The 13,716-nt window shown below is 71.8% G+C and carries 11 protein-coding genes; 6 read left to right on the top strand and 5 right to left on the bottom strand.

Translation table 11 applies throughout. The features are described 5' to 3' along the window. Positions 1 to 3 precede the first annotated feature (3 nt). The 5 genes from AB0L65_RS60435 to AB0L65_RS60455 are packed head-to-tail and all read left to right on the top strand — an operon-like array spanning position 4 to position 5,738. A complete protein-coding gene (locus AB0L65_RS60435) occupies positions 4 to 1,227 on the top strand; it encodes a sugar ABC transporter permease (RefSeq protein WP_364266338.1) in 1,224 nt (407 codons plus the stop codon). Then, positions 1,227 to 2,702: an FGGY-family carbohydrate kinase gene (locus AB0L65_RS60440; RefSeq protein ID WP_364266307.1), complete on the top strand. Its 1,476-nt coding sequence runs from the start codon at positions 1,227 to 1,229 to the stop codon at positions 2,700 to 2,702. The genes AB0L65_RS60435 and AB0L65_RS60440 overlap by 1 nt, the downstream gene beginning before the upstream one ends. Next, positions 2,699 to 4,123, top strand: coding sequence for an FGGY family carbohydrate kinase (locus tag AB0L65_RS60445; RefSeq protein WP_364266310.1), 1,425 nt, complete (start codon positions 2,699 to 2,701; stop codon positions 4,121 to 4,123). Before AB0L65_RS60440 ends, AB0L65_RS60445 begins: the two co-directional genes overlap by 4 nt. Next, positions 4,120 to 4,737 carry a histidine phosphatase family protein gene (locus AB0L65_RS60450; protein ID WP_364266313.1) on the top strand — a complete coding sequence of 206 codons (618 nt, stop codon included), beginning with the start codon at positions 4,120 to 4,122 and terminating at the stop codon, positions 4,735 to 4,737. The genes AB0L65_RS60445 and AB0L65_RS60450 overlap by 4 nt, the downstream gene beginning before the upstream one ends. Further along, positions 4,734 to 5,738 (top strand): 2-hydroxyacid dehydrogenase, encoded by a 1,005-nt coding sequence (locus AB0L65_RS60455; protein ID WP_364266316.1) that lies wholly within the window; start codon positions 4,734 to 4,736, stop codon positions 5,736 to 5,738. The genes AB0L65_RS60450 and AB0L65_RS60455 overlap by 4 nt, the downstream gene beginning before the upstream one ends. Here the strand turns inward: AB0L65_RS60455 and AB0L65_RS60460 are convergent. From AB0L65_RS60460 to AB0L65_RS60480, 5 genes are all read right to left on the bottom strand, one after another. Beyond that, positions 5,728 to 6,585 (bottom strand): carbohydrate ABC transporter permease, encoded by an 858-nt coding sequence (locus AB0L65_RS60460; RefSeq protein ID WP_364266319.1) that lies wholly within the window; start codon positions 6,583 to 6,585, stop codon positions 5,728 to 5,730. The genes AB0L65_RS60455 and AB0L65_RS60460 overlap by 11 nt on opposite strands. Continuing rightward, positions 6,582 to 7,463 carry a sugar ABC transporter permease gene (locus AB0L65_RS60465; RefSeq protein WP_350741636.1) on the bottom strand — a complete coding sequence of 294 codons (882 nt, stop codon included), beginning with the start codon at positions 7,461 to 7,463 and terminating at the stop codon, positions 6,582 to 6,584. The genes AB0L65_RS60460 and AB0L65_RS60465 overlap by 4 nt, the downstream gene beginning before the upstream one ends. 54 nt (positions 7,464 to 7,517) lie before the next feature. Beyond that, positions 7,518 to 8,819: an ABC transporter substrate-binding protein gene (locus tag AB0L65_RS60470; protein WP_364266323.1), complete on the bottom strand. Its 1,302-nt coding sequence runs from the start codon at positions 8,817 to 8,819 to the stop codon at positions 7,518 to 7,520. Positions 8,820 to 8,939: 120 nt separating this feature from the next. Beyond that, on the bottom strand, positions 8,940 to 9,713 hold the full coding sequence (locus AB0L65_RS60475; protein WP_364266326.1) for an AMP-binding protein: 774 nt from the start codon (positions 9,711 to 9,713) through the stop codon (positions 8,940 to 8,942). Between the two features lie 327 nt (positions 9,714 to 10,040). Then, on the bottom strand, positions 10,041 to 12,395 hold the full coding sequence (locus AB0L65_RS60480; RefSeq protein ID WP_364266329.1) for a LuxR C-terminal-related transcriptional regulator: 2,355 nt from the start codon (positions 12,393 to 12,395) through the stop codon (positions 10,041 to 10,043). A gap of 83 nt (positions 12,396 to 12,478) precedes the next feature. On the opposite strand from AB0L65_RS60480, the gene AB0L65_RS60485 reads away from it, so the two are divergent. Beyond that, positions 12,479 to 13,716: ABC transporter ATP-binding protein (locus tag AB0L65_RS60485; RefSeq protein ID WP_364266332.1), on the top strand; the 1,238-nt coding region annotated here is incomplete at its 3' end.

The raw sequence follows: 13,716 nt of genomic DNA on the forward strand, positions 1-13,716 counted from the left end.
ACAGTGACGACAGACCGCCAGGACGAGCGGCTGCAGGACCGCGACGGCCTGCGCGGCGCGCTCGCCGACGTGATCGAGCGGGCCCGCGGCGGCGACCTGGGCGTCATCCCCGTCGTGGTCGGGCTCGTGGTCATCTGGACGGTCCTGCAGGTCCTGAACCCGATCTTCCTGTCCAGCGCGAACCTGGTGAACCTCACCCTGGAGTCCGCCGCCGTCGGCATCATCTCGCTCGGCATCGTCTGCGTGCTGCTGGTGGGCCAGATCGACCTGTCCGTCGGCTCGGTCAGCGGGCTGTCGGGAGCGGTGCTCGCGGTGCTGTTCGTGGGCCAGGGGCTGCCGGTCTGGCTGGCCATCGCCGCGGCGGTGATCATGGGGGCGGTCGTCGGCTGGCTGTACGGGCAGCTGTTCAACCGGTTCGGGGTGCCGAGCTTCGTGATCACGCTGGCCGGCCTGCTCGCCTTCCTCGGGCTCCAGCTGTACGTGCTGGGCACCAAGGGGTCGATCAACCTGCCCTTCGACTCGGGCCTGGTGAACTTCGCGCAGCTCGACTTCGTACCGGCCTGGCTGTCGTACACGTTCGCGGTCGTCGCGGCCGTCTGGCTGTTCGTCACCGGATACCTGCACGCGCAGGAGCGGCGCAAGGCCGGGCTGTCGGCCAGGAGCGTGTCCACGCTGGCCGTCAGGAGCGCGGCGCTGCTGGTCGTGCTGGCCTTCGTGGTCTGGTACCTGGGCCAGACGCGCGGTGTCGGCTGGATGTTCGTCTTCTTCGTGGCGCTCGTGCTGATCATGCACTACCTGCTGTCGCGGACGAAGTGGGGCCGGGCCGTCTACGCCGTCGGCGGCAACGTGGAGGCCGCCCGCCGGGCCGGCATCAACGTCAGGGCCGTCTACACCTCGGTGTTCGTGCTCTGCTCGACGTTCGCCGCGGTCGGCGGCATCCTGGCCGCGGCGCGGCTCGCGGCGGCCAACCAGTCCAGCGGCGGCGGCGACGTCAACCTCAACGCCATCGCGGCGGCCGTGATCGGCGGGACGAGCCTGTTCGGCGGGCGCGGCACCGCGTTCGGCGCGCTGCTCGGGATCATCGTCATCCAGTCCATCTCCAGCGGCCTGACCCTGCTCAACCTCGACTCGTCGATCAGGTTCGTGGTCACCGGGGCGGTGCTGCTGCTCGCCGTGATCGTCGACTCCGTGTCGCGCCGGTCGAGGACCTCCCACGGCAGGGCCTGATGGCGATCATCTGCGTTGACGCGGGCACCACGGTCATCAAGGCGGTCGGGTACGACGCCGAGGGTGCGGAGGCGTTCGTCGCCCGGCGGGAGACCGTGGTCTCCAGGCCCCTGCCCGGCCACGCCGAGCAGGACATGAACGCCGTCTGGGACGCGGTCGCCGCCACCGTGCGCGAGGTCGCCGCCCAGGTGGACGGGGTCGACTTCGTGGCCGTGACCGCCCAGGGCGACGGCTGCTGGCTGGTCGGCCCGGACGGCGAGCCGACCGGCCCCGCGATCCTCTGGAACGACGCCAGGGCGGCCTCGGCCGTGGACGACTGGACCCGCTCCGGGACCGCCGCCGAGGCGTTCCGGCTCAACGGCTCGTCGGCCGCCTCCGGGCTGCCGCACGCGATCCTGACCTGGCTGCGCGCGAACGACCCCGGGCGGCTGGAGCGGTCGAGCGCCATGCTCACCTGCGGCGGCTGGATCTTCGCGCGGATGACCGGGGAGCTGGCGGCCGACGAGTCCGACGCCTCCGCGCCGTTCATGGACCTGCGGGCACGGGCGTACTCCCCCGCGCTGCTGACCCTCTTCGGCACGGAGTGGGCCGAGCGGCTGCTGCCCCCGATCCGTTCCGGCCACGTCGCCGAGCTGTCCCGGGACGCGGCCTCCGCGCTGGGGCTGCCCGCCGGGACGCCGGTCGTGATGGCCCCGTACGACATCGCCGCCACGGCGCTGGGCGCTGGCGCGGTACGGGCCGGGCAGGCGTGCGGCATCCTCGGCACCACGCTCTGCACCGAGGTCATCGTCGACTCGGCCGACCTGGAAGGCGAGCCGATCGGGATCACGATCGCGCTGACCGGCGGCTACCTGCGGGCCTTCCCCACGTTCGCGGGCACCGAGGTGGTGCAGTGGACGTGCCGCATGATGGGGCTGAGCGGCCCGGCCGAGCTGGGCGACCTGGCCCTGCTGAGCGAGCCGGGCGCGCGCGGGCTGACATTCCTGCCGTATATGTCGCCCGCCGGTGAGCGGGCGCCGTTCTCGGACCCGCTGGCCAGGGGGTCGCTGCTGGGCATGTCGTTCGAGCACGGCCGCCCGGACGTGGCGCGGGCGGTGCTCGAAGGGCTGACGATGGTCATCCGCGACTGCCTTGCCGCCACCGGCGCCGCGCCCACGGAGCTGCGCGTGTGCGGGGGCGGTTCGAACAGCACCGCCTGGCTCCAGCTGATCGCCGATGTCACCGGCCTGCCCGTGCGCCGCCCGGCCGACGCCGAGGTGGGCGCGCGGGGTGCGTACCTGGTGGGGCTGGCCGCCACCGCCGCCGCCCCGTCCATCGCGGCGGCCGCCTCGGAGCATGTACGGCTGCGCGACGCGCTCGAACCCAGCCCCGCCCGCCAGGCGTCGTACGACCGGCTGTTCGACGACTTCTTGACCCTGCGCCAGGCGAACGCGGTCTCCTGGCCGCTGCTGGCCGAGATGAGGGGCCGTACATGAGTGTCTGGATCGGCATCGACCTCGGGACCCAGAGCGTGCGGGCGATGGCCGTCTCCGGGGACGGGCAGGTGGTCGGCACGGCCGGCCGGCCGCTGACCAGCCACCGCGACGGACCCCGCCACGAGCAGGACCCCGAGCAGTGGTGGCGCGAGCTGGCCGCCGCCACCCGAGAGGCGCTGCGCGACGTGCCTCCCGAGCAGGTCGCGGGCGTCGCCGTGGCCGCCACATCTGGAACGATCCTGCTCACCGGCCCTGACGGCCGGGCGCTGACGCCCGCCCTCATGTACGACGACCGGCGCGCCGACGCCGGTCGCGCCAACGAGGCGGGCGCCCGCGTGTGGGAGCGGCTCGGCTACCGGCGCATGCAGCCCAACTGGGCGCTGCCCAAGCTCCTGTGGCTGCTCCAGGACGCCCCCGCCGGGGCCCGGCTCGCGCACCAGAACGACTTCGTCAACCGGCGCCTCGTCGGCCACGAGGTGGCCACCGACCTCAGCAACGCGCTCAAGACCGGCGTGGACCTCATCGAGGAGCGCTGGCCGTCCGAGGTGCTGGATGCCCTGGACGTGCCCGCGGAGATCCTCCCCGAGGTCGTACGGCCCGGCACCCGCCTGGGCGTGGTCTGCGCGGCCGCCGCCGAGGAGACCGGCATCCCCGCGGGCACGCCCGTGATCGCCGGGACCACCGACGGGTGCGCGGCCCAGCTCGGCGCGGGCGCCACCCGGGTCGGGAGCTGGAACTCGGTGCTCGGCACGACGCTGGTGCTCAAGGGCGTGACGAAGGAGCTGATCCACGACCCGCTCGGCGTCGTCTACTCGCACCGCGCGCCGGACGGCTCGTGGCTGCCGGGCGGCGCGTCGAGCACCGGCGCCGGCGTGCTCTCCCGCGACCTGCCCGGCCGCGACCTCGACGCGCTGAGCGCCCAGGCCGCCGCCCGGCCGGGCCCGCCCGGGAGCGTCACGTACCCGCTGGTCTCGCGGGGCGAGCGCTTCCCGTTCGACGCGCCCGGCGCCGAGGGGTTCACGCTCGGCAGCCCGGCCGACGACGTCGAGCGCTACACGGCGATCCTGCTCGGCGCGGCCTTCGTCGAGCGCCTCTGCTTCGACTACCTCGACCTCCTCGGCGCGCCCGTGGACGGCGAGATCATCCTGACCGGCGGCGCCACCCGCAGCGCGTACTGGACCCGGCTCAGGGCGGACGTCCTGGGACGTCCGGTGACGCTCCGGGAGAACGCCGAGCCCGCCCTGGGCATGGCCGTCCTGGCGGGCGGCGACCCCGGCCGGATGATCAGGACCCGCGCGGTCGTCGACCCGTCGGGAGCCGACTTCACGGAGCCCTACCTGCGCTTCGTCACCGAGCTGGAAGGGCGCGGCTGGCTCGACCCGGCCGCCGCCCGGCACGCACGCGAGAGGACCGCCCGATGACCGACCTCGTCCTGGTCCGCCACGGCGAGACCGTCTGGCACGCCGAGAACCGCTACGCGGGGATCAGCGACATCGAGCTGACCCCGCGCGGCCACGCCCAGGCCGTCCAGCTGGCCGAGTGGGCCGGTCAGGCGGGCCTGGCGGCCGTGTGGGCCTCCACCCTCAGCCGGGCCCGGATCACCGCCGCGTCCGCCGCCGACCAGGCGAAGGTGGAGCTCCGGACCGACCCGAGGCTGCGCGAGCTGGACTTCGGCGAGGGCGAGGGCCTGACCTCGGCCGAGATGTCGGCCCGCTTCCCCGAGGCCCGCGCCGCGTTCGAGTCCGACCCCGCCGCGCATCCGCTGCCCGGCGGCGAGGACCCGAGCCTGGCCGCCGACCGATTCGTGGCCGCCCTCGACGACATCGCCGCCGCCCACCCGGACGGGCGCGTGCTGGTGGTCGCGCACACGACCGCCATCAGGCTCACCCTGTGCCGCCTGATCGGGGTGCCGCTCGGCGAGTACCGGCGGCTGTTCCCGCGCCTGGACAACTGTGCCCTGACCGAGCTTCGCCTGCGCACCGGGCGGCGGGCCGCGATGCTGCAGTACAACTCCCCGATTGGAGCCGTTCGTTGACCATCCGAGTGCTTGCCGCGGGCGACCACTTCGTCCAGAATCGCCTGCTCATCGACGCGCTCAGGCGCGAGGTCCCCGGCGAGTTGGACATCAGCGAGCTGACGCTGCCGTGGCCGGTCGAGCCGTTCGGCCGGGTGGGCGAGGTGGACGAGGCCTCGGACGTGGAGGACGAGCTGATCGAGGCGCTACGCGGCGTCGAGGTCTGCGTGACCCAGATGGCCCCTTTGACCAAGCGTGTCCTGGACGCCTCTCCCGACCTGCGGCTGTTCTGCGTGAGCCGGGGCGGGCCCGTCAACGCCAACCTGGAGGCGGCCACGGCGGCGGGCGTGGCGGTGACGTTCGCGCCGGGCCGCAACGCGGTGGCCACCGCCGAGCACACCCTGGCCATGCTGCTGGCCGCCACCCGCCGGATCCCCCAGACGCACGGCGACCTGGCGGGGGGCGTGTGGCGGGGCGACTACTACATGTACGACAACGTCGGCCCCGAGCTGGACGGCAACACGGTCGGCCTGGTCGGCTACGGCGCCATCGGCCGCCGCGTGGCCCGCATGCTCGAAGGCTTCGGCGCGGAGGTCCTGGTCTATGACCCGTACGTGGACGTGCCCGGCCGGGTCGAGCTGGACGAGCTGCTCCGGCGCTCCCACTTCGTCTCCCTGCACGCCCGCGCCACCCCCGAGACCAACGGCATGATCGGCGCGGCCGAGATCGCCGCCATGCCGCGCGGCTCGGTCCTGGTCAACTGCGCCAGGGGCGCGCTGGTCGACTACGGCGCCGTGTGCGACGCGCTGGACTCGGGCCACCTGTTCGGGGCCGCCATGGACGTCTTCCCGGAGGAGCCCATCCCGGCCGGCTCGCGCCTGCTCACGACCCCGAACCTGATCATGACTCCGCACCTGGCCGGGGCCAGCAAGCAGACGGCCATGAAGGCGGCCTCGATCGTGGCCGCCGATGTGGCCCGCTACGTACGCGGCGAGCCCCTGTCCCACGTGGCTACCCCTTGAGCGCCCCCGCCATCAGCCCGCGCATGAAGAACCTGCCCAGCAGGACGTAGATCAGCATCGTCGGGATCGACGACAGGATGGCCGCCGCCATCTGCTGGCTGTACGGGGTGGCCTGCGCACCGGCGATGTTGTTCAGCATCACGGTCGTGGGCCAGCTCGTCGGCCCGGTCAGGAAGACGGCGAACAGGAAGTCGTTCCAGAGCGAGGTGAACTGCCAGATGACGACCACCGCGATCGCGGGCGCCGACACCGGCAGCACCACCGACCAGTACGCCCTCAGCATGCCCGCCCCGTCCACCCGGGAGGCCTCGATCAGCTCGTCGGGGATCGTGACGTAGTAGTTGCGGAAGATCAGCGTGCAGATCGGGATGCCGTACACGACGTGGGCCAGCACCAGCCCGGGGATGCCGCCGTAGAAGACGCCCTGCAGCCCGGTCAGCTCGTTCAGCCCCACGAGCAGTTGCACCAGCGGGATCATGACCCCCTGGTACGGGATGAACATGCCGAACAGGAACAACGTGAACAGCACGTCCGCCCCGGGGAAGCGCCACTTGGACAGCACGTACCCGTTCATGGAGCCGAGCGCGCACGACAGCAGCGAGCCCGGCACGGCCAGCAGCACGCTGTTCCACAGGCCGGGGGCCAGCTTCTCCCAGGCCACCTGCCACGCCTCGGTCGTCCACGTCCGCGGCAGGTTCCACGCCTGGCCGGGGTCGGCCTCCGTGAGCGGCTTGAAGCTGGTGACCAGCAGCACGTAGATGGGGATCAGGAAGATCACCACGAAGAGGATCAGCAGCCCGAAGCGCAGCCAGGGGAAGGCCGCCCGGCGCGTGACCACCGCCGTCATGAGCGCCTCTCCTTACGCACGGACCAGATCAGGTACGGGATCACGAAGATCGCCACGCTCAGCACGATGTACGACGCGATCGTGGCGCCCTTGGCCGGGTCGTGCGAGTCGAAGACCGCCACCCACATGAACACCGCGGGCACGTCCGTGATGATCTGCTTGCCCGACACCGCCACGATCAGGTCGAACACCTTGAGCGAGATGTGCCCCAGGATGATCAGCGCGGACAGGGTGACCGGCCGGAGCAGGGGCAGCACCACGTGCCGGTAGACGCCCCACTCGGTGCAGCCGTCCACCCGCGCGGCCTCCCGCAGTTCCTCGGGCACGCCGCGGAAGCCCGCCAAAAACAATGCCATGACATATCCGGACATCTGCCAGATCGCGGGGATCGCCATCGCGGCCATCCCCCAGTCCGGATCCCTGAACCACTGCCACTGCGGCAGCCCGATCCAGTCGAACAGCCGGTTCAGGCCGACCGCCCGCTCCCCCGTCCCCGAGTTCATCAGCCACCGCCACACGATGCCGGTCGCGACGAACGAGATGGCCATCGGGAACAGGTAGATCGCCCGGAACGTCCCCTCGCCCCTGATCCCCTTCTCCATGAGGAACGCCAGCAGCCACCCGAGCAGGAGCGCGCCCAGCACGAACGCGACCGTGAAGACGATCGCGTGGTTCACCGAGAGGTGCCATCGCGGCTGGTCCCAGATGTCGATGAAGTTCCGCAGCCCCACGAACTTCCCCTCGGACACCTCATCGTGCTTGTCCGTCATGGCCAGCCGGAAGTTCCAGCCGAGCATGCCGTACACGAAGACGCCGATCAGGATGATCGACGGCGTGACGAGGAGGAGTCCGGGCAGCCACGTGCGTGCCCGCCTCACAAGCATTCCCTCCCACGGACCCGGCGGGCGCCGGTCGGCGCCCGCCGGACCTCGCTACTGAGCGTTGGACTTGGCCGCGTCGGCGAGCCCCTGCTGCAGGGCCTTGACGTCCTTGCTGCCGATGAACAGGCCGACCGACTCGGTGATCGCCGCCAGCCACGGCTGGTTGACCGAGACGCCGTGCTGGATCGACCCGGCGAGCTTGTTGCTCGACCAGTCCTTCAGCGCGTCGGCCAGGTAGTCGGTGTAGAGGGCCTGGTCGGCGTCCTTGCGGGCGGGGATGGAGCCCTTCTTGGGGTTGAAGGCGTCCTGGCCCTCCTTGCTGGCCGCGACCTTCAGCCAGGCGATGGCCCCGTCACGGTTCTTCGCGCCCTTGGGGAGGGTGAAGCTGTCGGACAGCCACATGTACGTGCCCTCGGTCCCGGGAGCCGGCGCCCAGTCGAAGTCCGTCTTCGACTTCTTGCCCAGGCCGCCCTCCGGCGGGTTGTGGAAGTAGCCGTACGCCCAGTCACCCATGATGTTGAACGCGGCCTCGCCGTCGGCCACCTGCTTGGCGGCCGGCTGCCAGTCGTCCTGCGGGTCGCCCGCGTACGACATGATCTTGGCGAAGCTCTCCAGCGCCTTGGTCACCTGCGGGCTGTTCCAGTCGGCGCCCGGCTTGAACAGCGCGTTGTAGGCGTCGGTGCCCATCGAGCCGAGCAGGACGTTCTCCATCAGATGGGTGACGGTCCACTCGGAGCCGATCGACAGCGGGATCTTGCCCTTGGCCTTGACCTTCTCCAGGTCCGCGATGAACTCGTCGATCGTCTTGGGCGCGGCGGCCACGCCGGCGTCCTTGAGCACGGCCGGGTTGAACCACAGCACGTTGGAGCGGTGGATGTTCACCGGCACCGAGTAGATCTTGCCGTCGACGCTGATCTGATCGACGAGCTGCGCGGGGAAGACGTCCTTCAGCTTCAGCTCGTCGTACAGGAAGGTCAGGTCCTCAAGGTTGCCGGCCTTGATGTAGCCCTGCAATTCGGCGCCCGCGTGCCCCTGGAAGGTGTCGGGCGGGGTGTTGGCCTGAAGCTTCGACTGGAGCAGCGCCTTGGCCTTGTCACCGGAGCCGCCCGCCACGGCGGCGTCGAAGAATGTGTAGTTCGGATTCTGCTGCTCGAAGATCTTCTTCATCGCCTGGAGGCCGTCGGCCTCGCCGGGGCCCGTCCACCAGGAGAAGACCTCAACCTGTTTCTTCTCTCCGCCGCCGCCACTGGCCGCCGGAGACTGGGACGCCTGCCCGCCTCCGCCGCCACCGCAGGCCACCAGGCTCAACGCGCTCACGATCGAGATCGAGACGGTCGCTAACCACCGTCGCATCGCACACCATCCCTTCGAAGCCCCCGAAGTTGGTGATTTGACAACGTTGTCAACCAACGGCCATCTACCCACTTCCCGCCGCGCGGCGTCAAGGGATGGGCGGATAACAGCTCCGCATACTCAGCGGACGCGCTCGAGCCCGCCGTCGGGGTTCGTCACCACTGTGACGCTGAAGTCGTAGCTCGTGCCGGGCGGATCGCCGCCGCCCGCGGCCACCACCAGCGCGCCCTTGGACACGCCCAGGCAGACCAGGACGACCAGGTCGCACCGGCCGTCGGGCGGCCACGTGGTCAGCACGACGTCGGACTCGGCCAGGCCCACGGGCAGGTCGAGCTCCGCCATCCTGGACAGCAGGTCGGCGTGGGACATCCGGCGGCCGTCCGCCGTCAGCAGCGCGTCCTGGCGCTTGGCGTCGAGCGCGGGCAGCGGGGTGGGCTCCAGCATGAGCAGGCAGCGGAAGTCGATCGTGTCGAGCGCCGTGCCCAGCGAGACGACCTGGCGCACCCGGGACTCGTCGGCCGCCCGCACCGCCGTCTCCGCCAGGTCGGGGGTGGTGATCAAGGTGCGCGCGTCGCACTCGCGCAGCCACGCGGCCATCTCCCCGGCGCCGAGCGCGGGGTCGATCGGCGCCGCCACGCCGCCCGCCGCGAGCACGGTTTGCACGGCCAGCGTCTGCGCGCCGGCCGTCGAGACGTGCACGCCCACCACCTGGTCGCGCCGCGCGCCCCTGCGTACGAGCCCCGAGGCCGCCCGGGTCACCTCGGTCACCAGCCTGCGGTAGCCGTAGACGTGGCCGCCGCGCAGATCGACGAGCGCCGGCCGCTCCCCGCGCTCGTACGCCTGGCGGAACACCTCATGGATCACGGTCCCGGTGGTCGAGGCGGCAGGCTTCATGACCGCCAACGTACGGCCGCCGGGCATGCACAGCATCCACCGATCTATGTAGGCGGATGTGCATTCCCGCGGGCGGGCCCGAGCCCTGCGCGACTCGAGCCCGCTGCCACGCGCCCGGAACCGGACCTCCACCCCTCCGAGGAGGCCCAGCTCCGCGTGGACGCGTGACGTCCCCGATGGATCGGCCGCACCGCAAAGGGTGGAACGTCGGTGCGGCCGATCACACGTAGCAACGGTAGGTGTGCAGATGGGTGCCGCACATGCGCTGACATGGCCATTCGACGATGTAAACCGGCAGGCTCCGTGATGTGTAGAGAGGTACGCGGATCAGCGGCTCTCGATCACCCATGCGGCGATCTGTGTACGTGTGGAGAAGCCGAGTTTGGACAGGATGTTGGCCACGTGGCGGGCGGCGGTCGCCGGGCTGATGACCAGTTCGTCGGCGATGGCCCGGTTGCTGAGCCCTCGGGCGATCAACTCGGCGATCTCGCGCTCCCTGACGGTGAGCCTGCTGTCCTGGTTGACCGGTACGACCGGCTCCGTGGGGCGTTCGGGCAGCGCGCCGTCCAGGGCACACGCCACGGCCTGTTCGGCGGTCATCCCCGCGCCCTCGGCCCACAACCTGCCGACCACGGCCTCGCCCAGCCCGGTCCGCGCCGGTCGCAGGACGTCCTCCGTACGCGCGTCCGGCTGGCGGCTGCGCAGCGCCACCGAGGCGGCGGCCAGCAGGACCGCGCGCCGGTGGTCACCCTCGGCGGAGACCAGGACCGCCCACTCCTCCAGCCGCCTGGCGATGCCCGCGCGCAGCCCCGCGTCGCGGCTGAGCACCAGCGCCTCGGTGAACCTGGCCCTGGCCTCCACCAGGTCACCCTGGTCGAGCGCCACCTTGCCGAGCCCGGCCAGGCAGCTCACGATCTGCTGCCTGACGTCCACGTGCCGCAGCAGGCTCAGCCCCGACTCGTAGTGCCGCTTGGCCGTCGGGAGGTCGCCCGAGCGCCTGGCGACCTGGGCCAGCCCGATGTGGGCGAAGGACCGGCCCACGTGGTTGTCGAGCCCCTCGTTGATCGCCAGCACTTCCTCGAACCCGCGCTGCGCCTCCCGCAGGCGGCCGTGGTGCAGGCCGAACTGCGCCCGGGTGCCCTGGGCCAGCGACTCCAGGATGAGGTCGCCGGAGCGCCTGGCCAGCTCCAGCGCGCGGGCCAGGGTGTCGGGCTCGCCGGTGAGCTGGGCCAGCACGATCGTGCCGACGGCCTCGCCGTACGCGTCGTCGACGGACCTGCACAGATCGAGCCCGGCGCGGGTGCACCACGTGGCCAGTTCGAGATCGCCCGCCGCCAGCGCCAGCTCGCCGCGCAGGATCGTGGCCTGGCCACGCAGCGCCGGCCGCAGCTGCGGGACGTCGAGGGCCAGCAGCCGGTCGAGCCGCTCGGCCATGTCGAGCTTCCTGCCGCTGCCGACCAGCAGGTATCGCAGGTCGGTCAGCAGGCTCAACGCGGTCTCCGGCAGGCCGATGGCGATCGACCACTCGCAGGCCGAGCCGACCTCGACCTTGAGCGCGTCGAACAGGTTCACGTACCGCTCGATCACCGGCCACGACGTGCGCGCGCCCGGCGCGATCGCCTCCTTGAACCCGCTCGCCATCGCGGCCAGCGCCGTCAGGTGCCTGCGCCGCAGCTCCGTCTCCTCGCCGGACTCGGCGAGCTGCTCCAGCGCGTAATCCCGTACGGTCTCCAGCAGCCGGTAGCGCGCCTGACCGGCGATCTCGCCGTCGAGCGCGACCAGCGACTTGTCCACCAGATCGCACAGCCGGAGCAGCACGTCCTCCTCGGGCAGCCCCGGCCCCGAGCAGACCGCCTCGGCGAGGTCGAGCGTCCAGGAGGAGCGGAAGGCGGCCGTGCGGCGCAGCAGCAGCCGCTCCTGCGGGGAGAGCAGCCGGTAGCTCCAGTCCACGGCGGCCCTGAGCGTGCGGTGCCGAGCCGGAGCCGTACGCGCGCCGCCCGCCAGCAGCCTGAACCGGTCGTCCAGCCGCTCGACGAGCTGGCGGACGGACAGGACCCGCACCATGGCGGCGGCCAGCTCGATCGCCAGCGGCAGGCCGTCGAGCGCCTGGCACAGCTCCGTGACCAGCGGCCGGCTCTCGTCGGTCAGCTCGAAGTCGGGCCGGGCGGCGGTGGCCCTGGCCACGAACAGCCGCACGGCCTCGCTGTCCTCCCCGCCCACCGACAGGGGAGGCACCCGCCACACGGTCTCGCCGGGCACGCGCAGCGGCTCCCTGCTGGTGGCCAGCACGGTGAGCCCCGGACAGGCGCAGAGCAGGTCACGGCACAGCTCCGCGCACTCGCCGATCACGGGCTCGCAGTTGTCGAGCACCAGGAGCGCGCGCCGGCCCGCGATCGACTCGGCCAGGTCGCCCGCGATGCCGAGTGCGGCGGCGACGTACTCTCTCAGCTCGCCCTTCTCCAGGTCGGCCAGCTCGATCAGCCAGACGCCGCCCGGGTGGTCGGGGCCCACCCGGGCCGCGAGCCGCATCGCCAGCCGGGTCTTCCCGATGCCGCCCGCGCCGCAGAGGGTCACGGCCCGGGAGACGCGCATCAGATGGGCGAGCTCATCTAGATCGGACTCCCGGCCCACGAACGCGTTCGGCTCGGCCGGCAGGTCGCTGAAGTCGGCGAATCGCAGCATCACTGTGAGTGTGTCACCAACTACGCCGCGCGCCCAGACATAATCGGTGGAGATCTGTCAGTGCCCGTGGGCACACTCGAGTCATGGTCGATGAGCCGCTCGAGCTCGGTGAGATCTCCTTCTCCGACTGGCATGCCCATCAGGACAAGCTGGCGGAGGTCGGTTTCCTGACCATCGCCAGGCGGCTGCCGTCACTCGTGGCACAGGCGATGCGCATGGCCTGGCAGGCCGGCCGGCGCGACACCCTCGCCACGATCACGCTCAACCTCCTCGGCGGCGTCTTCACGGCCTTCGGCCTGCTGGCGACCACCGGCGTCCTCAGCGCCCTCTTCAGCGAGGGCCCCACCCCCGATCGCGTGCTGGCCGCGCTGCCCAGCCTCGTGCTGGTCGGGGTGGCCGCGACGCTCCGCACCGGCGTCCAGGCCGGCGCGGGCTGGGCGCAGTCCCGCCTCGACCCGCAGGTGAGCCGGCTCACCGAGGAGCGCCTGTACGGGCTGACCAGCCGGGTGGAGCTCGTGGCCTACGACGACCCCGAGTTCCACGACGCGCTGCAGCGGGCCAGGTTACGCGGCGTGGCCATGGCCGACTCGGTGGTGACCTCGGCCATCAACGTGGTCACGGCCGCGGTCGGCATCGCGGCCGTGGCCGGCGTCCTCGGCGTGCTCCATCCGGTGCTGCTCCCGCTCCTCCTGCTGGCGGTGCTGCCCGACGCCTGGGCGGCGGTCCGCAGCGCCAAGATGCGCTACACCACGCTCTACGCCCTCATCCCCGCCAACCGCCGCAAGTGGATCATCGCGGAGCTGCTGGCCAACCGCGCGCCGGCGGCCGAGGTGCGCTCGTTCACGATGCGCGGCTTCCTGCTGCGCATGTACGACGCGGTGGCCAGGGCAGAGCAGGACGTCCTGCTCAAGCTCGCCCGGCGCCAGACCTTCGCCCGCCTGGTCGGCGAGGCCCTCGGCGGCCTCGGCTCCGCCCTCGTCTACGTCGCCCTCGGCGTGCTCCTGGCCCTGGCCGCGATCCCGCTGGCGGTGGCGGGCACCGCGGTCCTGGCGATCAGGTCCGCCCAGTCCTCGCTGTCCAACCTGATGTACGCCACCAACCGCCTGTACGAAGAGGGCCTGTACTTCACCGACTTCCTCGAGTTCTGCGCCGACGCCGAACGCCGCGTCCCCGCAGCGCGCGAGGCGTCGGTGCCCGAGAGCTTCGAACGCATCACGGCCACGGACATCACCTTCACCTACCCCGGCTCCGAGGAGCCCGCCCTGCGCGAGGTCTCGATCGAGATCAAACGCGGCGAGGTCATCGCCTTCGTCGGCGAGAA

Source organism: Nonomuraea sp. NPDC052116, assembly GCF_040680035.1.
Lineage (GTDB): Bacteria > Actinomycetota > Actinomycetes > Streptosporangiales > Streptosporangiaceae > Nonomuraea > Nonomuraea angiospora_A.

Excerpts from the sequence above, each read along its gene's own strand:
- AB0L65_RS60480 (WP_364266329.1), bottom strand. The coding sequence starts at position 12,395 with ATGCTGCGATTCGCCGACTTCAGCGACCTGCCGGCCGAGCCGAACGCG.
- AB0L65_RS60470 (WP_364266323.1), bottom strand. The coding sequence starts at position 8,819 with ATGCGACGGTGGTTAGCGACCGTCTCGATCTCGATCGTGAGCGCGTTG.
- AB0L65_RS60450 (WP_364266313.1), top strand. The coding sequence starts at position 4,120 with ATGACCGACCTCGTCCTGGTCCGCCACGGCGAGACCGTCTGGCACGCC.
- AB0L65_RS60445 (WP_364266310.1), top strand. The coding sequence starts at position 2,699 with ATGAGTGTCTGGATCGGCATCGACCTCGGGACCCAGAGCGTGCGGGCG.
- AB0L65_RS60460 (WP_364266319.1), bottom strand. The coding sequence starts at position 6,585 with ATGACGGCGGTGGTCACGCGCCGGGCGGCCTTCCCCTGGCTGCGCTTC.
- AB0L65_RS60475 (WP_364266326.1), bottom strand. The coding sequence starts at position 9,713 with ATGAAGCCTGCCGCCTCGACCACCGGGACCGTGATCCATGAGGTGTTC.
- AB0L65_RS60440 (WP_364266307.1), top strand. The coding sequence starts at position 1,227 with ATGGCGATCATCTGCGTTGACGCGGGCACCACGGTCATCAAGGCGGTC.